Source organism: Tistrella bauzanensis (assembly GCF_014636235.1).
Taxonomy (GTDB): Bacteria; Pseudomonadota; Alphaproteobacteria; order Tistrellales; family Tistrellaceae; genus Tistrella; species Tistrella bauzanensis.
Genome location: NZ_BMDZ01000051.1, coordinates 1 through 22,738, shown reverse-complemented (window position 1 = coordinate 22,738; position 22,738 = coordinate 1). Strand labels below are relative to the sequence as shown.

Annotated in this window: 17 protein-coding genes; 13 read left to right on the top strand and 4 right to left on the bottom strand. The window is 67.9% G+C overall.

Annotated features, from left to right (window positions below; genetic code table 11):
• The first annotated feature begins 4 nt into the window (after positions 1-4).
• The 4 genes from IEW15_RS18380 (at position 5) to IEW15_RS18365 (ending at position 6,015) form a co-directional block, all read left to right on the top strand.
• On the top strand, positions 5-1,240 hold the full coding sequence (locus IEW15_RS18380) for an EAL domain-containing protein (RefSeq protein ID WP_188580605.1): 1,236 nt from the start codon (positions 5-7) through the stop codon (positions 1,238-1,240).
• A gap of 64 nt (positions 1,241-1,304) precedes the next feature.
• A complete protein-coding gene (locus tag IEW15_RS18375) occupies positions 1,305-2,177 on the top strand; it encodes a TIGR01459 family HAD-type hydrolase (protein ID WP_188580602.1) in 873 nt (290 codons plus the stop codon).
• Between the two features lie 123 nt (positions 2,178-2,300).
• Positions 2,301-5,066, top strand: a complete 2,766-nt coding sequence (locus IEW15_RS18370) for a bifunctional acetate--CoA ligase family protein/GNAT family N-acetyltransferase (RefSeq protein ID WP_188580600.1) — start codon at positions 2,301-2,303, stop codon at positions 5,064-5,066.
• 43 nt (positions 5,067-5,109) lie between these two features.
• Entirely contained in the window at positions 5,110-6,015 is a 906-nt protein-coding gene (locus IEW15_RS18365) for a glycerophosphodiester phosphodiesterase (RefSeq protein ID WP_188580599.1), read from the top strand.
• On the opposite strand, the gene IEW15_RS18360 is transcribed toward IEW15_RS18365, so the two are convergent.
• Positions 5,984-6,520 carry a SixA phosphatase family protein gene (locus IEW15_RS18360; protein ID WP_188580597.1) on the bottom strand — a complete coding sequence of 179 codons (537 nt, stop codon included), beginning with the start codon at positions 6,518-6,520 and terminating at the stop codon, positions 5,984-5,986. The genes IEW15_RS18365 and IEW15_RS18360 overlap by 32 nt on opposite strands.
• 434 nt (positions 6,521-6,954) lie before the next feature.
• Between IEW15_RS18360 and IEW15_RS18355 the strand changes: the two genes are divergently transcribed.
• The 3 genes from IEW15_RS18355 to IEW15_RS18345 all read left to right on the top strand — a co-directional run bounded on the left by IEW15_RS18355 (position 6,955) and on the right by IEW15_RS18345 (position 11,793).
• A complete protein-coding gene (locus IEW15_RS18355) occupies positions 6,955-9,183 on the top strand; it encodes an RNA degradosome polyphosphate kinase (RefSeq protein WP_372402871.1) in 2,229 nt (742 codons plus the stop codon).
• Positions 9,184-9,282: 99 nt separating this feature from the next.
• Positions 9,283-10,818 carry a Ppx/GppA family phosphatase gene (locus IEW15_RS18350; RefSeq protein WP_188580595.1) on the top strand — a complete coding sequence of 512 codons (1,536 nt, stop codon included), beginning with the start codon at positions 9,283-9,285 and terminating at the stop codon, positions 10,816-10,818.
• 219 nt (positions 10,819-11,037) lie between these two features.
• Positions 11,038-11,793 carry an enoyl-CoA hydratase/isomerase family protein gene (locus tag IEW15_RS18345; RefSeq protein ID WP_188580593.1) on the top strand — a complete coding sequence of 252 codons (756 nt, stop codon included), beginning with the start codon at positions 11,038-11,040 and terminating at the stop codon, positions 11,791-11,793.
• Between the two features lie 23 nt (positions 11,794-11,816).
• Here the strand turns inward: IEW15_RS18345 and IEW15_RS18340 are convergent, their stop codons facing one another.
• Together IEW15_RS18340 and IEW15_RS18335 are read right to left on the bottom strand one after the other, a co-directional pair.
• Positions 11,817-12,254: a pyridoxamine 5'-phosphate oxidase family protein gene (locus IEW15_RS18340; protein ID WP_188580590.1), complete on the bottom strand. Its 438-nt coding sequence runs from the start codon at positions 12,252-12,254 to the stop codon at positions 11,817-11,819.
• Between the two features lie 110 nt (positions 12,255-12,364).
• Positions 12,365-13,057 carry a GntR family transcriptional regulator gene (locus IEW15_RS18335; RefSeq protein WP_188580588.1) on the bottom strand — a complete coding sequence of 231 codons (693 nt, stop codon included), beginning with the start codon at positions 13,055-13,057 and terminating at the stop codon, positions 12,365-12,367.
• Between the two features lie 273 nt (positions 13,058-13,330).
• On the opposite strand from IEW15_RS18335, the gene IEW15_RS18330 reads away from it, so the two are divergent.
• The 5 genes from IEW15_RS18330 (at position 13,331) to IEW15_RS18310 (ending at position 18,882) form a co-directional block, all read left to right on the top strand.
• Positions 13,331-14,440, top strand: a complete 1,110-nt coding sequence (locus tag IEW15_RS18330) for a TRAP transporter substrate-binding protein (RefSeq protein ID WP_188580586.1) — start codon at positions 13,331-13,333, stop codon at positions 14,438-14,440.
• Positions 14,441-14,478: 38 nt separating this feature from the next.
• A complete protein-coding gene (locus IEW15_RS18325; RefSeq protein ID WP_188580584.1) occupies positions 14,479-15,027 on the top strand; it encodes a TRAP transporter small permease subunit in 549 nt (182 codons plus the stop codon).
• Positions 15,024-16,349: a TRAP transporter large permease gene (locus tag IEW15_RS18320; RefSeq protein ID WP_188580583.1), complete on the top strand. Its 1,326-nt coding sequence runs from the start codon at positions 15,024-15,026 to the stop codon at positions 16,347-16,349. The genes IEW15_RS18325 and IEW15_RS18320 overlap by 4 nt, the downstream gene beginning before the upstream one ends.
• Before the next feature lie 75 nt (positions 16,350-16,424).
• Positions 16,425-17,264 (top strand): sulfite exporter TauE/SafE family protein, encoded by an 840-nt coding sequence (locus IEW15_RS18315; protein ID WP_229708272.1) that lies wholly within the window; start codon positions 16,425-16,427, stop codon positions 17,262-17,264.
• 13 nt (positions 17,265-17,277) lie between these two features.
• Complete coding sequence (locus IEW15_RS18310) at positions 17,278-18,882, top strand: gamma-glutamyltransferase family protein (RefSeq protein ID WP_188580581.1); 1,605 nt, start codon at positions 17,278-17,280, stop codon at positions 18,880-18,882.
• A 54-nt stretch (positions 18,883-18,936) separates the two neighbouring features.
• Here the strand turns inward: IEW15_RS18310 and IEW15_RS18305 are convergent, their stop codons facing one another.
• Entirely contained in the window at positions 18,937-20,388 is a 1,452-nt protein-coding gene (locus IEW15_RS18305) for a TrkH family potassium uptake protein (RefSeq protein WP_188580579.1), read from the bottom strand.
• Positions 20,389-20,633: 245 nt separating this feature from the next.
• Between IEW15_RS18305 and IEW15_RS18300 the strand changes: the two genes are divergently transcribed.
• Positions 20,634-22,730 (top strand): glycosyl hydrolase family 28-related protein, encoded by a 2,097-nt coding sequence (locus tag IEW15_RS18300; RefSeq protein WP_188580577.1) that lies wholly within the window; start codon positions 20,634-20,636, stop codon positions 22,728-22,730.
• Positions 22,731-22,738 lie beyond the last annotated feature (8 nt).

Below are 22,738 nucleotides of genomic sequence, written 5' to 3'. Positions count from 1 at the left end.
CGCCATGCCCGAGGGGGTCGAGGACGACATCCTGGGTGATGTCGATGCCGTCGACGTCACGGGCAGGCGTGTGCCCCCGCCCGAAGATCCCTTCGCCCTGGGCCGGCGCGACCGGATGCTGATCGCGGGCTATGCCGTGTTCGGCCTGCTGCCTGCGGCCCTGATCCCGGCCGAGGGCGTGCTGTTCCGGCTGCTGGTCTGGACCGGCGCCGCCGGCGCGCTGACCCTTGGCCATCTGGTGGTGGCGCTGTTGTCGCGGCTGGCGGTGGAGCGGCGCGAACGGGTGCGGATGTCGGTGGATCTGCAGGCGCTGACCGACCGGGTCGACCGGCTGGAACAGGCCGCGCGATCGGACGAACTGGTCGATGAGTTGCGCAGCCTGCAACGGATGCTGCCCGATCTGGCGCGCGGCCGGCGCGACAAGGCGGGCACCCCGCCGCCGCCGGCACCCTCGGATGTGTTCGAGGTGCGGGCCGGCCTGCCGCCGATGCCGCCCCCACCGCCCCTGGACCCGGAAGCGATTCTGGATGCCGCGATCGGATCGGGGGCGATCGATGTGATGGTCACCCAGATCGTGCGCCTGCCCAGCCGCCGCGCGGCGCTGGTCGAGGCCCGCGCCGAGGTGCACGGCCCCGATGGCAAGCGGATCGGGCTGGATGTGGTGGAAGATCGCGCCCGGGTGCCGGGGCTGGCCCAGCGGCTGGACAATCACCTGCTGCTGCGGGCGTTGAAGGTGGGGCGCCGGCCACGGGCGGGCGAGCCGAACCTGCCGGTGGTCGCCCATGTGACCGCCCATGCCCTGGCCGACCCGCTGGTGCGCGAGGATCTGGCTGATTATCTGGCCGAGGATGCCGGCGTGCCGGCCTCGGTGATCATCGCCGCCCCGGCGACGGCGATCCTGGCGTTGAACGAGGGCGATGCGGCGGCGTTGCAGCGGCTGACCCGGCTGGGCTGCCGGTTCATGGCCACGGGGCTGGACCCCAAGCGGCTGAACACCGAAAATCTGTCACGCCGCCGGCTGCTGTCTTATGTGAAGATGCCGGCCCATGCGGTGCTGGCGGCGGCGCGCACGCCCGAGGATCAGGCCTCGTTCCGCGACCTGCTGCGCGAATTGCGCGCCCGTGGCATCCGAACCGTCGTCGACCAGATCGACAACGACCAGCGGCTGATCGACCTGTTGGACCTTGGCATCGAATACGGTGCCGGCTATCTGTTCGGCGAGCCGAGGCGGCTTGGATAGGCAGCTCCGACGCTTGTCCGTCTTCCGTCCCCATCTTTTCTGACAGAACGGACCCGCAGCCCTGATGTCCATGACCGTGTATGACGGCGTCGCCGCCATTGCCCCCGCCCATGACGGTTTCATCCTTGATCTGTGGGGGGTGATCCATGACGGCCGCGAACTCTATCCCGGTGCGGTCGACTGCCTGACCCGGCTGCGCGACAGCGGCCGGCGGATCGTGTTCCTGACCAATGCGCCGCGCCGCGCCGCGCGGGTGATCGAACAGCTCGACCGGTTCGGCGTCGATCGCGGGCTGTATGACGGCGTGGTGTCGTCGGGGGAAACCGCGCGCGATGCCGCGGCCGGCCTGCTGGCCGCGGGCAAGATCGGCCGACGGGTGCTGCATCTGGGGCCGCCGCGCGATGCGGGGCTGCTCGACGGGCTCGATTTCACCGACGCGGCCGATGCCGATGGTGCGGATCTGGTGCTCAACACCGGCTTCGACGACGAGGATCCAAGGCTGGAGCCGCTGATGCCGGCGCTTCAGGCGGCGGCGGCGCGCGGCCTGCCGATGATCTGCGCCAATCCGGATATGGTGATCGTGCGGCTGGACGGCTCGCGCTTTCCCTGCGCCGGTCTGATGGCGCAGGCTTACGAGAACCTGGGCGGGCGGGTGATCGCCTTCGGCAAGCCCTTCGCCTCGGTCTATGACCGCTGCCTGGACATTCTGGACCTGCCGCGTGACCGGGTGGCGGCGGTCGGCGACGGCCCGCACACCGATATCCAGGGGGCCACCGATTACGGCATCCCCGGCTATTTCATCGCCGGCGGCATCCTGGCCGAGAAGCTGGGCCTGTCGCATGGCGCCATGCCCGACCCCGATATCGCCGCCCGGGTCTGTGCCGAGGAAGGCTTCGCCCCCACGGCGATGCTGCCGGCCTTCATCTGGGGGCGCTGACGGTGGGGCGGGGCGTCTGCCGTCTCGCGCCCCTCGGCGTCGCGCCGTCTCGCGATTGAAGCCATCCTGATATAAGGTGATCGGCATCCCATCCGCGGCGACAGAACCGGAGCGGCCAGACCGATGACCATCCGACATCTCGACGCCCTGTTCAATCCCAAGGCGGTGGCCGTGATCGGCGCCAGCACCCGGCCGGGCAGCGTCGGGCGCATGGTGATGCGCAACCTGCTGGATGGCGGTTTTGCCGGGCCGATCATGCCGGTGAACCCGCGCTACAATTCGGTGGAAGGGGTGCTTGCCTATCGCACCATCGCCGATCTGCCGGTGACACCCGATCTGGCGCTGATCTGCACCCCGCCCGAACAGGTGCCCGAGATGGTCGCCCAGCTGGGCAAGCGGGGGGCGCGGGTGGCCGTGCTGATCGGCGCCGGACTGGGGCGCACCTATACCAGCGGTGGCGTGTCTCTGGCTCAGGCGGCGGTGGATGCCGCCAGGCCCTCGGGCCTGCGCCTGCTTGGCCCCAACACGCTGGGGTTGGTGGTGCCGCGGGTGGGGCTGAATGCCAGCTTCGCGCCTGCCCGCGTGCCCAAGGGCCGCATCGCCTTCCTGACTCAGTCGGGCGCCATCGGCACCGCGGTGATGGACCATGCGGTGGCGCAGGGCGTCGGCTTTTCGGCCATGGTCAGCCTGGGCGACTGCCGCGACATCGATTTCGCCGACGTCATCGACTATCTGGCCGGCGATCCGTCGACCCGCGCGATCCTGCTGTATATCGAGGCGGTGGGCGGCGCGCGGCGGTTTCTGTCGGCGGTGCGGGCGGCGGCGCGCAACAAACCGGTGCTGGCGATCAAATCCGGCCGGGGCCCCGATGCCGCCCGCGCCGCCGCCACCCATTCCGGCGCGCTGATGGGCGAGGACGCCGTCTACGATGCCGCCCTGCGGCGCGCGGGCATTCTGCGGGTGGGCGAGATCGATGAATTGTTCGATGCGGTGGAAACGCTCGCCCGGTTGCAGCCGCCGCGCGGCGACCGGCTGGCGATCCTGTCGAATGGCGGTGGACCGGGGGTGATGGCGGTCGACAGCCTGATCGCCGGCGGCGGCCGGCTGGCGGATCTGGCGCCCGAGACCGTGGCCCGGTTGGATGGCGTGCTGCCGGGGGTGTGGTCGGGTGGCAATCCGGTCGATATCGGCGGCGACAGCGGCACCGAACGCTATGCCGAGGCGCTGGATATCCTGCTGGAGGACAAGGGCTGCGATGCGGTGCTGGTGCTGCACGCACCGACGGCGGTGACCGATGGCGCCGAGGTGGCGCGGATCGTGGCCAAGGCCGCCGAACGCACCCGCCGGCCGCTGCTGACCAGTTGGCTGGGCGGGCCGGGTGCGGCGCCAGCCCGCCGGATCCTGAACGATGCCGGCATCGCCACCTATGACACGCCCAACAATGCCGTGCGCGGCTTCATGCACCGGGTGGGTTATCGCCGCATTCAGGACATGCTGATGCAGACCCCGCCATCGGTGCCGGAAACCTTCACCCCCGATATTCCGGCGGCGAAGGCGGTGATCGCCGGCGCCCGGGCGGAAGGCCGCACCCGGCTGACCGAGATCGAGGCCGGGCGCATTCTTGGCGCCTATGGCATCACCACCATCGAAACCCGCTTCGCCCGCGATGCCGAGGAGGCGGTCACCGCCGCCGGCGCCCTGGGCTTTCCGGCGGTGGTCAAGATCGCCTCGCCATCCATTGAGCACAAAAGCGCGGTCGCCGGGGTGGCGCTGGATCTTGAGAATGCCGACGAGGTTCGCCGCAGCATCGCCACATTGACCGAGCGCATGGCCCGCCGGGCACCCGATGCGGTGCTGGACGGTTTTCTGGTGCAGCGGATGATCCGCCGGCCGCGCGCCCATGAACTGCTGGTGGCGGTGGTTCACGATCCGGTCTTCGGCCCGGTGATCGCCTTCGGCCAGGGCGGCACGGCGGTGGAGCTGATCGAGGATCGGGCGCTGGCGCTGCCGCCGCTGAACACGGTTCTGGCGCGCGAGATGATGGGTCGCACCCGGGTGCACAAGCTGTTGCAGGGCTATCGCGACCGGCCGGCGGCGGATCTGGATGAGTTGTCGGGGCTGCTGATCCGGATCTCGCAGATGGTGGTCGATCTGCCGGATATGCGCAGCCTGGACATCAACCCGCTGGTCGCCGATGAAAACGGCGTGCTGGTGATCGACGCCCATGTCGAGGTGTTCGAGGACAACCGCACCCGCGGTCCGCTGGCGATCCGCCCCTATCCGCTGGATCTGGTGGAGACGGTGACGCTGGCCGATGGCCGGCGTGCGGTGCTGCGACCGATCCGGCCCGAGGATGAGCCCGGCCATCAGGATTTCGTCCGTCATCTGACGCCTGAGGACATCCGCTATCGGTTCTTCGGCGTGGTGCGCGAATTCAGCCACACCGAGATGGCCCGCTTCACCCAGATCGATTACGACCGCGAGATGGCGTTCATCGCCCGGGCCCGGTTCGACGGCGGCGACATCCCCGATACCCGTCCCGGCCGGCTGCCCGACGAGACCGGGGCCGAAACCCTGGGCGTGGTGCGGGTGGTGTTCGATCCGGACGGTGTCGACGCCGAATTCGCGGTGGTGGTGCGATCCGACCTGAAAGGCCGGGGGCTGGGCATCCGGCTGATGAACAAGGTGATCGCCTATTGCCGCAGCCGTGGCATTCACCGGATCGTCGGCCAGGTGCTGCGCGACAACCGGCCGATGCGCAAGCTGATGGTGACCCTGGGCTTCACCGTGCGCGAAAGCCTGGAGGACGATGTGGTGGAAGTGGTGCTGGATCTGGTGCCGCCTGCTCCCCCATCCCGGCCGGCGCCGCCTGCCGCGAAACCCGGCTGACCTGATGGCGCCACCCGCTACCGGCCCGCGCCGAAGATTGCCGGTGGATCTGCCGCGCGGCCGGCTGATCGCCCATCGCGGCGGTGCCGCCCATGCCCCTGAAAACACCCTGCAGGCATTGGCCGGGGCCGCGATGCTGGGCACGGACTGGGCGGAAATCGACATCCGGCTCACCGCCTGCGGCACGCCGGTGCTGATGCATGATGCCGATATCCGTGCCACCACCGATGCGGCGGGCCGAGTGTCGGCGCTGACCGCAACACAGTTTGCGGTGCTGGATGCCGGCGCCTGGTTCGGCACCACCGACGCCATGGCATCGCGGGAGCCGCCGCCAACCCTGGCGCGGGCCTTGGGCCTGGCGGCACGCATCGGCTTAGGAATCGATCTGGATCTGAAGCTCGACGCGCATGGCACGACCGCCGCCGTCGCAGCAGCACGGCTGGTCGGCGCGGTGGCCGGGGTGCTGGCCGGCGCCGGCATGCCGCAGCGACGGATCATCCTGACCAGTGCCGCACCCGAGGTTCTGGCCGCCGCCGCGCGGCTGCTGCCACAGGTGCCGCGCGGGCCGGTGCTGCGCCGGCCGGGCGATATCGGCCGGGCCGGCATGGCTGCCTGTATCGCGGATGGCGATGTGCTGGTGCTGAACGCCTGCCGCTTCGGACCGGCGCGGATCCGCGCCATGCGGGCGGCGGCGATCGCCACCACCGGCACGGCGCCGATGATCCTGCTCTATGGCAGCAGCAGCCACCGCCGGCTGAACCGGCGCTTCACCGCCGGGGCCGATGCGGCGATCGTGGATGCGCCGGACCGTCTGTTCGGTGCGCCTCTGCCGACCCCCCTGCTGCCGGTGGCCCTGCGCCGCTGGCGCAATGCCCGGCGGCGCAAGAGGGCGCCATCGACAGCAGCGGGTGGCGACCCTATCCCGCCATCGCCAGCGCGCGCGGGGTGACGAAGCGGCTGAGGCGGCCGGCCTCGGCCAAGGTGGCCGGATCGGGCGTGCCGGGCCAGACAGCGCTGTCGAAATCGATCACCGCCAGGCCGGCGGTGGGAAATTTCTCGGCCAGGGTGGCGCGGCCGGCGGGGTCGCCGCTGCGGATCAGATGGGTGGCCAGCGCCTGGAGGCCGGGATTATGGCCGACGATCATCACCGTTGCGGCGTCGCCGGCAAGCGCGTTCAGCCGTGCCAGGATCGTGTCCGGTTCAGCCAGATACAGGCCGGCGTCATAGATGATGCGGGCCTCGTCGATGGCGCCGGCCTCGACCAGCAGGCTTGCGGTTTCACGGGTGCGGGCGGCATCCGAGCACAGCACCAGATCGGGCGCCAGTTCGGTGACCGCGCGTGCCATGGCCAGGGCGGCGGCACGGCCACGCGGGTTCAGCGGCCGGTCGTGATCGGCCAGGGCCGGATTATCCCACGCCGATTTGGCGTGGCGGAGCAGAACAAGTCGCTTCATGCGGGGCATCCGTCGACAGAGGGCGTGGCGCGGAGACGTGAAGAACAACATTGCCGTCATGAATCACATGGCACCACCTTCATGCGCTCGCAACAATCATCAGCTATCCTGAGTAGGATTTTTGTGCCGAAGTGCCCCGTGAGGGCGATTGTCGGCAGCGACGACCCGAAATGCACCGAATGCCGCCCCCGCCCGCTGTTCTCAGGAACACCCTGCCGATGACGGTGGAGCCCATGCCCAGGAGAGTTGCCTTGTCGACCGAGCCGCGCACCGCGAAGTCCGACGCCGTGACCACGCCAGCCGAACACGACGCAACCGATGCGGCCATGCCCGTTGAGCAGACTGCGGCCACGGTGTCCGAGCAGGCGGCCGATTCCGATATCGGCACGGCGCAGGCGCTGGTCGAGCCGCTGGTGACCGAACAGCCGGTGCCGGTGACCACCGAGACCGCTGCCGAGGTCGAGGCGCGTGCGGTCGCCGCCGCCACCCGCGCCGCCGATCCGCTGCCGCCACCGCCGGCACCGGCCGCGCGGCCGCAGCGTGGTCAGCGCCGGATCGACATCAATTCGCCGCAGCGCTTCATCAACCGCGAGCTGTCGTGGCTGGCCTTCAACAACCGGGTGCTGGAGGAGAGCTGGAACACCCGCCATCCGCTGCTGGAACGGGTGCGCTTCCTGTCGATCTCGGCCAACAACCTCGACGAGTTCTACATGGTGCGCGTGGCGGGCCTGTGGAGCCAGGTGGAGATGGGCATCGAGCTGATCGGCCAGGACGGGCTGTCACCGGCTCAGCAGTTGCGCCAGATCCGCCAGCGCACGCATGAGACGATGCGTGAACAGCAGCGGTCGGTGCGGGCGCTGCGCCGTGACCTGAAGGACCAGGGCATCCGGGTGATCAGCCCGTCGGAACTGACCAAGAAGGAACGGGTGTGGCTGGATGCGCATTTCCGCAACCAGATCTTCCCGGTGCTGACGCCACTGGCCGTCGATCCTGCCCATCCCTTCCCGTTCATCCCGAATGGCGGGCTGGCGCTGGTGCTGGATCTGCGCCGCAAGGCCGACGGCACGCTGATGAACGCGCTGGTGCGCCTGCCGGCCCAGGTCGGACGCTTCGTGCGCCTGCCCGAGACCGACGAGGTGCGGGTGATCGGCATCGAGGACACGATCCTGCTGCTGATCGACGGGTTGTTCCCCGGCTATGACGTGATCGCCTCGGGCGAATTCCGGGTGCTGCGCGACAGCGACCTGGAAATCGAGGAAGAGGCCGAGGATCTGGTGCGTCTGTTCGAAAGCGCGCTCAAGCGCCGCCGCCGCGGCAGTGTGATCCACCTCGAAATCGATGACGAGATGCCCGAAGGCCTGCGCAATTTCGTGTCGGGTCAACTGGGTGTGAAAAGCCCCGACATGGTGGTGGTGACGGCCATGCCCGGCATGGCCGATATCCGCCAGCTGATCATCGACGACCGGCCAGATCTGAAATTCTCAAGCTATAACAGCCGCTTCCCCGAACGGATCCGCGAGCACGGCGGCGACTGCTTCGCGGCCATCCGCCAGAAGGACATGATCGTCCATCACCCTTACGAGAGCTTCGACGTGGTGGTGCAGTTTCTGCGCCAGGCGGCGGCCGATCCGGCGGTGGTGGCGATCAAGCAGACCCTGTACCGCACCAGCAATGACAGCCCGATCGTGAAGGCGCTGGTCGCCGCCGCCGAGGCCGGCAAGACCGTGACCGCGCTGGTCGAGCTGAAGGCGCGGTTCGACGAAGAGGCGAATATCCGCTGGGCGCGCGATCTTGAACGCGCCGGCGTGCAGGTGGTCTATGGTTTCATCGCGCTGAAGACCCATGCCAAGGTCAGCCTGGTGGTGCGCCGCGAAGGCGAGGGGCTGAATACCTATGTCCATTTCGGCACCGGCAACTATCACCCGATCACCGCCAAGGTCTATACCGACCTGTCCTATTTCACCGACAACCCCGATGTCTGCCGCGACGCCGCCTATCTGTTCAATTATCTGACCGGCTATGCCGAACCCACCCATTTCGAGAAGCTGGCGATCAGCCCGCGCGGCGTGCGGCTGCGGCTGCTGGAGCTGATCGATGCCGAGATCGCCAATGCCCAGGCCGGTCTGCCGGCGGCGATCTGGGTCAAGCTGAACAGTCTGGTCGACCCGCTGACCATCGATGCGCTGTACCGGGCATCGCAGGCCGGTGTCGAGGTGGAGCTGATCATCCGCGGCATCTGCTGTCTCCGGCCCGGCGTGCCGGGGCTGTCGGAGCGGATCCGGGTGAAGAGCATCGTCGGCCGCTTTCTGGAACACAGCCGGATCATATGCTTCGGCAATGGTCAGGCTCTGCCCTCGCCGCAGGCCAAGGTATTCATCTCGTCGGCCGATTGGATGCCGCGTAATTTCGACCGCCGGGTCGAAACCCTGGTGCCGATCGAGAACCCGACCGTGCAGCAGCAGGTGCTGGACCAGATCATGGTGGCGAACCTGAAGGACACCCTGCAAAGCTGGACGCTCGGTCCCGACGGCGTGTATAAGCGCATGGCACCGGTCGGGGAGGGCTTTTCGGCCCATACCTATTTCATGACCAACCCCAGCCTGTCGGGTCGGGGCAAGGCACTGCGCAAGCGTGGTGAGGTGCCGCATCTGTCGCTGACCTGACCGACGTGGCCGGCAGGGCATATCCGGCGTGGCACCGATCGGCGGGAACCCTGGCGGGCCGGGTCGTGTTGCCGGACGGCAACCAATTGGATGGAGTGAATGAGCGATCGCGCCTTCCCCACCACGGCCGGCACCGATATGGCGCCGGACCACAGGCTTCCCGGCAACGGGCCGCGCCGACTGGGCGTGGTCGATATCGGATCGAATTCTCTCAGGCTGGTGATCTTCGACGGCCTGAAGCGGATGCCCCAGCCGATCTTCAATGAAAAGGCGCTGTGTGCGCTGGGATCGGGTGTCGCCGAAACCGGCCGGCTTGATCCGGAACGGGTCGAGGCGGCGATCACCGCGCTGAAGCGGTTTTCCGCCATCGGCCGGGAACTTGCCGACAACTGGCTGATCGCGGTGGCCACGGCCGCGGTCCGCGATGCCGAGGACGGGCCCGCCTTCATCCAGCGGGTGGAGCGCGATTGCGGCATGTCGGTGCGCACCATCACCGGCGTCGAGGAAGCGACCCTCTCGGCATTGGGCGTGTTGTCGGCCGAACCTGAGGCCGACGGGCTGGTTGCCGACCTGGGCGGCGGGTCGCTGGAACTGGTGCGGGTGGAAGCGGGCGCTGTCGGCCGCCAGATCACCCTGCCGGTGGGTGCGCTGAGGCTGGCGGCGAAAGGCATCGACAACCGCAGCTGGACCGAGGCGGTCGAGCGCGCGCTCGACGATGCCCCCTGGGCCGCCGAGGCCGAGGGCCGGGGCCTGTATCTGGTGGGCGGCGGCTGGCGGGCGCTGGCCCGGGTGCATATCGCCGAAGTCCGCCACCCGATCGCCGCCATCCATCGCTACACGCTGGACACCGCCGCCGCTCTGGCGCTGGCCGACCGGGTGATGGCGATGAAGCCGGCCGAGCTTGCCCGGCTGAAGGCGGCGCCCTCGCGCCGTGTCGCCACCCTGCCCCATGCCGCGGCGGCGCTGGCCGGGCTGGTGCGCCGGGTGCGCCCGCATGAAATCGTGTTCTCGGCCTATGGTCTGCGCGAAGGCGTGCTGTATGAAAACCTGCCGGCCAGCCTGCGTGCCGCCGACCCGTTGATGGCGGCCTGCCGGGATCTGGTCGATCAGCATGCCGGCTTCGCCGATTACGGCGACCATGTCCATGAGTGGATCAAGCCGCTGTTTCCGGACGAAAGCCCGAACGACCAGCGCCTGCGTCACGCCGCCTGTCTGCTGTCGGAAATCGCCATCGCCGCCCATCCCGACCGCCGGGCCGAGCATGCGGTGAGCGAGATCCTGTCGCTGCCCTTCCTGCCGCTGCGCCATGCCGAGCGCGCCTTTCTGGCGCTGGCGATCTATGCGCGCTATGCCGGCAACATCACCGGCCTGGATGCCAAGCCGGCGCGCGATCTGCTGGACCAGCCGTCGCAGGCCCGCGCGCGGTTGATCGGCCTGGCGCTCAGGCTGGCGGATACCTTCTCGGGCTGCGCCTCGGCCCTGCTCGACCGGGCGCGCATCGAGCCGACGTCTGGCACCCTGACCCTGCATGCCCGCCCCGACGGCCGCGACCTGATGGGCGAGGTGGTGGAACGGCGCCTGGAATCGCTCGCCAAGGCCATGCGCCGCCGCTATCGGATGAAGGCGGACGGGTGATGACACGGGAGAGGCGGCCAGGGAACCTCCGCCCCGGTCGTGGTGACCGGCCTGCCCTCTTCGGCGCCATTCACCCGCCGACCGTGCGAAGAATGGCCCCTTCCTGCACTTGATGTATCAGCAATTTCGATCAACCATGCGTCGATGACAACCGGCCGGCGCCCTGCCGGCATCGTCGCTGAAGGCCCCCGGCATCGTCGTCGCTGAAGGATCGTGCCAATGATCGAGACCGCCCGCCTGGAGATCGCCGGGCCGCGCGCCACCCTGACCCTGACCCGGCCGGCCAAGCGCAATGCCCTGCTGATGCGCGAGATTCCGGCCGTGATCGGGTTGATCGACCGGGTCGAGGCCACGCGTGGCGTGCGGCTGCTGGTGCTGACCGGTGAAGGCGGCACCTTCTGTTCCGGGGTGGCCTTCGATGATCTGGCCGGGGTCGACTGGGCCGACAATCCGCTGGAGAAGCTGTGCGAGCGGGTGGCGCGGGTGCAGGTGCCGACGATCTGCGCCATGAATGGCGGCGTCTATGGCGGCGGCGCCGATCTGGCCCTGGCCTGCGACATGCGCATCGGCACGCCCGCCACTCGTGCGGTTCTGCCGCCGGCCCGGATCGGGGTGATGTATCACGTGACCGGTCTTGAACGGTTCGTGCGTAAGCTGGGGCCATCGGCCGCAAAGCGGCTGCTGGTGATGGCCGAACCGATGGCGGCCGACGAGTTGCTCCGCATCGGTTTTCTGGATCAACTGGTGGCGGAAGACAGCCTTGACGCCGCGGTCGACGACCATGCCGCACGCATCGCCGAACTGGCGCCACGCACCGTGCGCGGCTTCAAGCGCCTGCTCGACGACGTCGCCGCTGGCCGCCTGGATCGCGCCGCCGCCGCCTCCGAGATCGGCGCCAGCTTCACCTCGCCCGAGGCCCGCGAGGGCTATGCGGCGCTGAAGGAAAAACGGCCGCCGCGTTTCGACGAGATCTGAGGCGTGGTGCTGGCCTGTCTGGCTCAGCCCAGCGTCACCTCGCCCTCATCCATGCCGTTCCAGTAATGAATGCGGCTGGCGCGGACCCGGATCATCACCACGCCCGGGGTATCGATGCCATTGGCGAACCAGCGGTCCAGATCCCGGGTCCAATGGGCCTTGAACTGCGCCTTGTCGCGGATCAGCTCGGCCCTGCCCTCGACCGAGACGAACAGCGGCCGCTGACCCAGCACGCCGCTGCTGCCCTGAAAGGTCAGCGACACAGTCGGATCGGCCTCGATGTCCGACACGGTGCGGGTCTGGTCGTTGGCGAAATAATAACTGTCACCGGTGTAATCGACGTCGCGGTTGTTGCTCATCGGCCGCCCGGCAAGGGCACCGTTTGACGTGCGGGTGACCAGCATCGTGAAGTCGATCTCGCGCATCTTACGCGACAGGTCTTTCATGGTCATGTCGGCCATAACAGTGATCTCCGGCGTTGATCCGGGGCCGCGACATGCGGCCGCCCGGATCAACCCTTCAACCGGATCATGGTTCCTCATCCCGTGCCGACCGCGGCGCCGCAGCCTTGTCACCCCTGGCGGCGGGCGGCCAGGGTCAGGCTTGCCAGAAAATCCTGGGCGACCTCGTGGGCGGCCATGATGTGGCTGTGCAGGGCCGCCTCGGCGGCGCGGCCGTCGCCACGCAGAATGGCATCGACCACCGCCTGATGTTCGTGATGCGAGGCGCCCAGCCGGGCCAGATGGTTGAACTGCACGCGCCGGAACGGCGCCACCCGCCGGCGGACCGCGGCGGTCAACTCGACCAGCACATCGCTGCGGGCGCCGGCATAGATCTGGTCGTGGAACCGGCGGTTGCCGGCCTCATAATCGCCAGCCTCGCCCGCGCGCATCGCCACGCCCAGCACGCGATGGGTGTGGTCCAACTGCCCGCGCTCGGCCGGGGTCATCCGTTCCGCCGCCAGCCGGCCGCAGGTCGCCTCCAGTTCCGCCATCGCCTCGAACATCGAGGTCAACCGCTCAGGGGCGGGCAGGGTGACATAGACCCCGCGATTGGGCCGTTTTTCCACCAGCTCGGTCGCCGCCAGCAATTGCAGTGCCTCGCGGATCGGGGTGCGTGAGACGCCGAACCGGCGCGCCAGGGCCAGTTCCTCCAGCCGCGCACCCGGCAGGATGCGGCCGCCGACGATGTCGTCCTCCAGGCGGTGGCACAGCAACGCCGCCGTCACCTCATCCTCGTGGCCGCCGCCGATCTGCCTGCCCATTTCGGGTCTCCTTCTGTCCGTGCATACACGGTGTCAAAGCTGTTATGGTCCGATAAGGGCGGAATTTCGAGACAATTCCCCCCGGCTGGTGGTGTCAAAGATTATTTCGCCTAAAAAATAATCATTTACGAAAATATGGATATAAAATAGGCAGAAAAATCAGAGAACATGCCAGAGCATACCATTCAACCTGTTGACCCGTATGATTCGGCATAAGGATTGCTCGTGTATACACGATCGATGTTGCCTGTTTCGAGGGGAGGCTCCAGGGCCATGACGGATGTGAGGCGCCGCGGATTTCTGAAGGCCGGTGCGGCCGGGACGGTGGCAGGGGTGTTCGCCGCCCCCGCGATCGTGCGGGCGCAGGAACGGTTCAACTGGAAGATGACCAATGCCTATGGCCCGGGATCGCCGTTCTATGTCACCGGGCCGGGCAGCCCGACCGATTTCTGCGAGCGGGTGAAGGAGATGTCGGGCGGGCGGCTGACCATCCAGCATTTCGCCGCCGGCGAGCTGATCCCGGCGCTGGAGGGCTTCGACGCGGTTCGCGCCGGCATTGTGGAGATGAACGCCGCCAACGCCTATTTCTGGGCCGGCAAGCTGTTCGCTGCCCAGTATTTCACCACCGTGCCCTTCGGGCTGAATTTTCAGGGCATGAATGCCTGGCTGTACCATGCGGGCGGCCTGGAGCTGTGGCACGAGATCTACAAGCCGCTGGGGCTGATCGCGTTTCCAATGGGCAATACCGGGGTGCAGATGACCGGCTGGTTCCGCGAGCCGATCAACGGCATCGAGGATTTCAACGGCCTGAAGATGCGGATTCCGGGCCTCGCCGGCAAGGTTTACCAGCAACTGGGCGTGGAAGTGAAGCTGTTGCCCGGCGGCGAGATCTTCCCGGCGCTGGAGCGCGGCGTGATCGATGCCGCCGAATTCGTCGGCCCCTATCAGGACCGGCGCATGGGGCTGCACAAGGCCGCCAAGAATTATTACACCACCGGCTGGCACGAGCCGTCGAATGTCACCGAGCTACTGATCGGCGCCAAGGCCTGGGACAACCTGCCCAAGGATCTGCAGGCGATCGTGAAATCGGCGGCGCAGGCCTGCAATCTGGACAGCTTCGCCTGGTCGGAGGCGGTGAACGCCGATGCGCTGAAGGATCTGGTCGAGAATGAGGGTGTCATCGCCCGGCAACTGCCGGTGCCGGTGGTCGACCGGCTGAAGGCGGTGACCGACGAGGTGCTGGCGGCGGAAGCGGCCAAAGACGCGACCACGAAGAAGGTCCATGACAGCTTCATGGCCTTCCGCGCCAAACATGCGTCCTGGGCGGCGGTCAGCGAACGGCCCTATGAGACCATCATTGCCGATGCCGGCAAGGGGGCCTGAGCCATGAAGGGGCCAGAGTCATGGGGGAGGCATGAGCCATGACCGGGGCCATCGGTCCTGTCAGCCCGCTCGACCGCATCCTCGGCGCCGTCATCGACGGTGCCGGGGCGGTGGCGGCGGTGTGCGGGTTCGCGCTGGTGCTGGTGGTGGGCGGCAATGTGCTGCTGCGCTATGTGCTGGGCACCGGCAGTGTCGGCTTTCAGGAACTGGAATGGCATCTGATCTCGCCGATCGCGCTGCTCGGCATGTCCTATGGCATGCGCCACGGCGCCCATGTCCGGGTCGACGTGCTGTATGACCGGCTGGGGCCGGCGGTGCAGGCGGCGATCGACACCGTGGCCGCCATCCTGATGGGGGCGATGGCGGTGGCGATGATCCTGCTGTCGCTGCCCTATGTGCAGCAATCCATCGGCATGATGGAGGGCTCGCCCGACCCCGGCGGGCTGCCGTGGCGCTTCGCGTTAAAGGCCTTCATTCCGCTGGGCTTCGCCATTCTGGTGTTGCAGGCGCTGGCTCAGGCGATGATGTCGGCGCGCCAGTGCCGGGCGGCCCTGGCGGCTGCGGCGCCGGCGGGAGGTCGGCCATGACCGGCAATGAATGGCTCGCCATCGCCATGGTGGCCGCGTTCTTCGGGCTGCTGGTCGCCGGTATCCCGGTCGGCATCGCGCTGGCGGTGTCGGGGCTGGGCTTCGGCTTCGCGGGCTTCGGGCCGCTGCTGCTGCAACTGATCCCGTCCAGGGTTTACGGCGTCGTCACCAATTACACCCTGCTGGCCCTGCCCCTGTTCATCTTCATGGGGGTGATGCTTGAGAAATCCAAACTCGCCGAAGAGTTGATCGACGTCATCGGCCATGCCATGGGCCGGCTGACCGGCGGCATGGGGCTGGCGATCGTGCTGGTCGGCGTGCTGATGGGGGCGTCGTCGGGCGTGGTCGGCGCCACCGTCGTGACGGTGGGGCTGCTGGCCTTGAAGCCGCTGATCGCGCGCGGCTACGACAAGGGCGTGGCGGCGGGGGTGATCTGCGCCTCGGGTACGCTCGGCCAGATCATTCCGCCATCGCTGGTGCTGATCCTGCTGGCCGACATCATGGGGCTGTCGGTGGGCACGCTGTTCGCGGCCGCCCTGATCCCCGGTCTGGTGCTGGCGGCGCTGCTGGCGGGATATCTGATCGTGCTGGGCATCCTGCGGCCGAAGCTGGTGCCGGCGATCCCGGCCGATGAGCGGGCCGGCATGTCGCCGGCCGTGCTGCGGGCCAAGCTGCTGAAGGTGGTGGCGCCGCCGCTGGCACTGGTGTTCGTGGTGCTGGGCTCGATCGTCGGTGGGATCGCTGCCCCCACCGAGGCCGCATCGATGGGGGCGCTGGGGGCATTGCTGCTGGCGGCGGGCACCCGGCGGCTGAGCTGGCCGGTGTTCACCGACACACTGAAGACCACGCTGATCACCACCACCATGGTGTTCTTCATCCTGATCTGCTCGCAACCCTTCGGGCTGGCCTTCCGGGGCCTGGGCGGCGAGGGGCTGGTGCACCGGATGTTCGATCTGATCCCCGGCGGGCTCTATGCCGAGCTGCTGTTCCTGATGGCGCTGCTGTTCGTGCTGGGCTTCTTTCTGGAATGGATCGAGATTTCCTATATCGCCCTGCCGCTGTTCCTGCCGGTTTTCGCCAACACCGATATCGACATGGTGTGGCTGGCCATCCTGGTGGCGATGAACCTGCAGACCAGCTTCCTGACGCCGCCCTTCGGCTGGGCGCTGTTCTTCCTGAAGGGGGTGGCGCCGCCCGGTGTCACCAGCATGGACATCTATCGCGGCGTGCTGCCCTTCATCGGCCTTCAGGCGCTGGCGCTGGTGGCGCTGTTCCTGATGCCGGCCATGGCCACCTGGCTGCCCCGCGCCATCGGCTGGTAGCAGCCTCCCCCTCTCAACCTCCAACCCGCCATCCACCCTCACAACCGGTGACCCCCCGCACCCGGAGATCCGACCTTGACCCTAGATGCCCTGTTTCATGCCGACCCGTTCTTCCTGGCCGCCTTCGCGGCCGCACTGCTAGCAACCGGCGCCGTCGCCGGAACGCTTGCCGGCCTGCTGGGCGTTGGTGGCGGCATCGTCATCGTGCCGGTGCTGTTCAATCTGTTCCCGCTGATCGGCATTCCTGAAGAGGTGCGGATGCATGTGGCGGTGGGCACCTCGCTTGCCACCATCATCCCGACCTCGATCATTTCGGCGCGGGCGCATTACCGGCGTGGCGGGCTGGATACGGCGCTGTTCTGGCGGCTGATGCCGGCGGTGCTGGTGGGGGTGCTGATCGGCAGCTGGCTGGGCAGCGGCGCCAAAGGCGAGGTGCTGACCCTGATCTTCGGTGTGGTGGCCTTGCTGGTGGCGGCCAATATGGCGTTGCGGCCTGAAGGCATGACCCTGGCAGACAATCTGCCCGGCGGCATCCTCCGCCATCTGATCGGGATGGTGATCGGCGGGTTCTCGGTGGTGATGGGCATCGGTGGCGGCACCTTGTCGGTGCCGATCCTGACCGCGTTCAACTATCCGATCCGGCGCGCGGTCGGCACCGCATCGGCGCTGGGGCTGGTGATCGGCCTGCCCGGCGCCATCGCCTTCATCCTGGCCGGATACGGCCGGCCCGACCTGCCGCCGGCGAGCCTGGGCTATGCCAATCTGCTGGGCTTCGCGCTGATCGTGCCGGCCACCATGCTGACAGCCCCGCTCGGTGCCCGGCTGGCGCATACCATCTCGCCGGTCTGGCTCAGGCGCGCCTTCGCACTGTTCCTGTTCCTGACCGCCGCCCGCATGTTCTATTCGCTCAGCTGAGGATGCCCGACCGATGATCCGCGCCCGCACCGCCCTTGGCGGCATGGTCACCGCCCCCCATCATCTTGCGGCCGAGGCTGGCCGTGGCGTTCTGGCCGAGGGTGGCAATGCCGTCGAGGCCATGGTCGCCGCCGCCGCCGCCATCGCCGTGGTCTATCCGCATATGAACGCGATCGGCGGCGACGGCTTCTGGCTGATCGCCGAGCCCGGGCAGGCGCCGGTGGCGATCCGCGCCTGCGGCGCCGCCGCCGCGCACGCCACCGAGGGCTTCTATGCCGAGGCCGGCCACACCGGCAGCCTGCCGACCCGTGGGCCGCTGGCAGCACTCACCGTGGCCGGTGCCGTCGGCGGCTGGGCGGCGGCGCTGACGGTGGCCAGGGACTGGCGCGGCGGCCGGCCCGCGCTGCCGCTGTCGCGCTTGCTGGACGACGCCATCCGCCATGGCCGCGACGGCGTGCCGGTGACCGCCTCGCAGGCGGCGCTGACCGCGCAGAAGCTGGGGGAACTGGCCGGCCAGCCGGGTTTTGCCCCGGTCTATGCCCCCGATGGCCGCCCGCCGGCGCTGCACCAGATCCTGAAACAGCCGGCGCTGGCGGCGACTTTTCAACGGCTGGCCGAGGCCGGGCTGGATGATTTCTATCGTGGCGACATCGCCCGCGCCAATGCGGCCGGGCTCGCCGCCGCCGGCAGCCCGTTGTCATTGGCCGATATGGAGGCCTGGCGCCCGGCGCTGGTGGCGCCGCTGACCCTGCACATTCCCGGTGCCACGGTGTGGAACCAGCCGCCACCGACCCAGGGCGCCGCCTCGCTCGCGATCCTTGGGATCTTCGACCGCCTGGGCGTGACGGTGGCCGAGGGGTTCGATCATGTCCACGGACTGGTCGAGGCGACCAAGCGCGCCTTCCTGCTGCGCAACGCCCATATCGGCGACCCCGAGGCGATGGTGGTCGATCCGCAATCCTGGCTGACGCCCGAGGCGCTGGCGGCCGAGGCGGCGCATATCGACCGCCACAGGGCCGCGCCATGGCCGCAGCCGACACGCGCCGGTGACACCGTCTGGCTGGGGGCGGCCGACGCGGCCGGCCGGGTGGTCAGCTATATCCAGAGCATCTACTGGGAATTCGGCAGTGGCGTGGTCGTGCCGGAAACCGGGGTGCTGTGGCAGAACCGGGGCAGCGGCTTCGGCCTTGGGGCCGCTGCCGGCGCCAACCGGCTGGCGCCGGGGCGGCTGCCCTTCCACACCCTGAACCCGGCCATGGTCCGGCTGGATGACGGCCGGCTGATCGCCTATGGCACCATGGGCGGCGAGGGCCAGCCCCAGACCCAGGCGGCGGTGTTCACCCGCCATGTCCGTTTCGGCCAGGATCTTCAGGCGGCGATCACCGCGCCGCGCTGGCTGCTGGGCCGGACCTGGGGTGCCGGCACCACCTCGCTGAAGCTTGAAAGCCGCATCGATCCGGCGCTGGCCGACCAGCTTGCCGCCGCTGGCCATGCGGTGGAGATGGTGGATGCCTGGGACGACCTGATGGGCCATGCCGGGGCGGTATCGGTGCACCCCTCCGGCGTGATCGAGGGGGCCAGCGATCCGCGCTCGGACGGGGCGGTGGCGGCGGTGTGACGCCGGGGCATGCGCGCCAATAGGTGCGCGCCCGGCCTGGATCATGAAGATGGTTCACGCGCGCCAATAGGCGCGCGTGAACAGGACCAGCACCGTGAACAGCTCCAGCCGGCCCAGCAGCATGGCGAAGGCCAGCACCGCCAGCACCGGGTCGCTCATGGTCGAGTAATTGCCCGCCGGGCCGATGATCGGCCCGAGCCCGGGGCCGACATTGGCCAGTGCCTGCGAGACCGCGGTGGCGGCGGTGATGAAATCGACCCCCAGCGACGCCACCACGATCGACAGGATCACGAACACCGCGAAGAACACGGTCACGAAGCTCAAAACCGACAGCAGAATGGCTTCGGGCACCGGCCGGCGGTTATAGGTCGGCACGATCACCGCATTGGGGTGGATCAGCTGGTGCAGATGGCGGCGCGCGGTGGTGACCAGAATGACGAAGCGGAAGATCTTGATTCCACCAGAGGTGGAGCCGGTGCAGCCGCCGACCAGGATCAGCCAGAAGAACACCGCGAACGGGAAAGTGCCCCACAGATTGTAGTCGGCGGTGGCGAAGCCGGTGGTGGTGATCACCGACACCACGTTGAACAGCGACATCCGCACCGCCTGCAGCGGTTCCACATCCTGACCCAGCACCAGCCACAGGCTGAGCGCCGCCGTCCAGATGGCGATGCCGGCCAGAAAGGCCCGAACCTGGGCGTCACGCCACAGCGCGTCGTGGTTCTGGGTCAGCGCGCGGATATAGAGCGCGAAGGGCAGGGCACCGCCGATCATGAACACCACGACGATCATCTCGATCAGCGGGCTGTCGAAATGGCCGATCGAGGCGTCGGAGGTGGAGAAGCCGCCGGTGGAGACGGTGGACATCGCATGCACCAGCGCCTCGAACCCGGTCATGCCGGCCGACCACAGCAGCACCATGCAGGCGATGGTCATCACCAGATAGATCCGGCCGAAGGCCGAGGCCAGCTGGGCGGCGCGCGGCACGATCTTTTCCGAATTGTCCGAGCTTTCGGTGCGGAACAGCTGCATGCCGCCGATCCGCAGCATGGGCATGATCGCGACCGAGGTGACGATGATGCCGATACCGCCCAGCCAGTGCAGCATGCCGCGCCAGACGAGAATGCCGGGCGGTGCGGTATCGAGCCCGCTCAACACGGTCGACCCGGTGGTGGTCAGCCCGGACATCGCCTCGAAAAAGGCGCCGGCATAGGTGATGTCGGGGGATGCGAACATCAGCGGCAGGGCCGCGAAGGCCGCCACCCCGGTCCATGACATCGTGGTGGTGAGAAAGGCGTGACGCAGCCCCAGCGAGGTGGGGTGTGCGGTGCGGGTGGTGAGCACCAGGCTGACACCCGCGAACACCGTCACCAGCGACGACACCACGAACACCGCCCAGTCGGCATGGCCGGCCAGCGCATCGAAAGCGGCCGGCACCAGCATGGCGGCGCCCAGCAGCGCCAGCAGCACGCCGATGATGAACAGCACCGGCTTGATGTCGATCACAGTGGCGGGCTCCCGATGCTGCAACGCAACGCAATACGGCCGCGGGCCCGGGGGTTCGGGCGCGGCACCGCCGGCGATGATCGGGGAAACCGCCGCCGCTGTCCATGGGGCTGGTGCTGCCGCAACGCGGCAACACCAGCTTGCTGGCGGCAAATGGCCATGTGGGTTCAGGTGAAGAGGCCCCGGCAGCGGCTGGTGGCGTTTCACAATATGGGACAGTGATGATGAGCACGGATGCATCTGACGTGATTTATCAGTACCCGGCCTCTGAGTTGGACAACGACACGTATCTTGCCTATGGCAGCTTCGTCACGGGCGTCGCCAACGGCACCGATACAGCCTCGACCATCACCACGACCGCGCGCGATCTGGCGACCAGGCTGAACGCGCAATATCTGGATGCCCGCGATTTCGGCGCGGTCGGCGATGGTGTCACCGATGACACGGCGGCCCTGCGGGCGCTGTTCGATGCCCGGTTCGATCTGCTGGGCTGGGGCAAAACCTCGGGCACCAGCGCCCCCGAGACCTGGGCCGACGCCTGGAAGGTGGTGATGCTGCCGGCCGGCACCTATCGTCTCAGCCGTGCGCTGTCGATCCGGTCGAACACCATCGTCTTCGCCTATGGCGCGGTGCTGAAGGCACTGCCGGTTGGGGGCTCGGATCCCGAGAACGTCTGGGAAGCCGGCTATTGGGATGCGCGGACAAATGGTACCAAGAGCGGCATCGGCCATCTGGGCGGGCTGGTGAGCATCCGTCACGCGCAGAACGTTCACTGGCATGGCGGTACGCTCGATGCCAACCAGATCATGATTCGTGGCGGGTTCAACGCGCTGGGGATCTCGGCGCCTTATGCAAGCTCGGTGGGGCGCGGCGAGAAGATCATCGTCAGGGATGTGCGTCTGCGAGGCTGCCGCACCAATCTCACATCGAACACCACGGCCAAGCTGCCCGATATCTTCCCCGGCGGTGGCGGCAAGGGCATCACACTTCAATTGGGCCAGAACGACATCATCCTCCAGAACCTGCTGATCGAGGATTGCGACGTGGTCGCGACGATCGAGGGCACTGAAAGCCTGGGCCGGGAACTGCGTCAGGTGATCGTCGACACGGTGATCGCCCGTGACTGCAAATATGGCTTCATCGTCCAGGGTGTGCCGCCCCAGATGAAGTCGTCGATCGATCTGAAGAACATCTGGCTGCACAATGTCGGCAACGCCGCTTATGACGCCAGCCCCGACGGCTATACCCACACTGGCGATTTCATCGACGACCCCCGGCGGATCGGCGGCGTGCTGACGATGTACAACGCCAACAACATGAATGCCGACATCCGGATCACCAACGACAACGAGACCGGGCTGACCGGCACCGGTGGCAGCGACCTGATCCGGGGCACGGCGCGCAACAGCCATATCCGCATTCAGGGTTATGTGGCGCGGCTGAACCATCTGTGGAACACCACGCTGACCCAGCAGGATGCGCGGATCAGCAGCATCACTGTCATCAATGGCGGCAGCGGCTACACCGCCGGTGATACTGTGGTCTTCACCAATGACGTTGTCGGCGGCGGCCCGACCTCTCATCAGGTGGGAACCCTGACCGTCGATGCCAATGGTGCCATCGAGAGCGTGGCCCTCTCGGATCAGGCTCTGTATCTGGGAGACTCGACCGCCGATACCGGCAAGGGTTATCAGCGTCCGCCGATCATCACCGTCACCTCGGCCACCGGCACCGGTGCCGTGCTGACACCAGTGATGAACTATCCGTTCAGTACCGACAACAAGACCGGTGGCGTCTTCGACTGTGTGCTTGAGGCGGAGCTGGAAGTTGGCGAGCATGTGGGCAAGCTGGTCAAGCACCTGCCACATGTCCGGCCGACCGGTCTCGACATCCGGGCGGCGATCCGCTCCGCCGACGCCTTCTCGGCACCGGTCAATGACATCTATGACTTCGAGGCGGGCGATACCGCCGGCATCCAGGCCCGCAACCGGTTCGAGATCATCATCCGCAATCTTCAGAAGGTGATCCGCGGCCGCTTCGACCGCGACTGGGACGCGGCGACGGTTCAGGCCATGGCCGGGCCACTGGTGGAACTGGGTAAGACCGAGTTCGCCGAGCAGGTCCGTTTCGACGCGACGATCGACAACCGCTTCATCAACCACCGTCTGAACGTCACCGGTTCCGTCGGCGGCACCACCACGACGCTGGTTGATGCGTCGGCCCTGCCGGCCGGCTTCCGGGGGCTGGTGACCGTGACCTCGCTGGGGCTCATACCAAGTCCCATGGACGGTCACCCATGTGCCCATGATCGCATGCCGATGGACATGATGAGCCACGGCTGATCGACGAG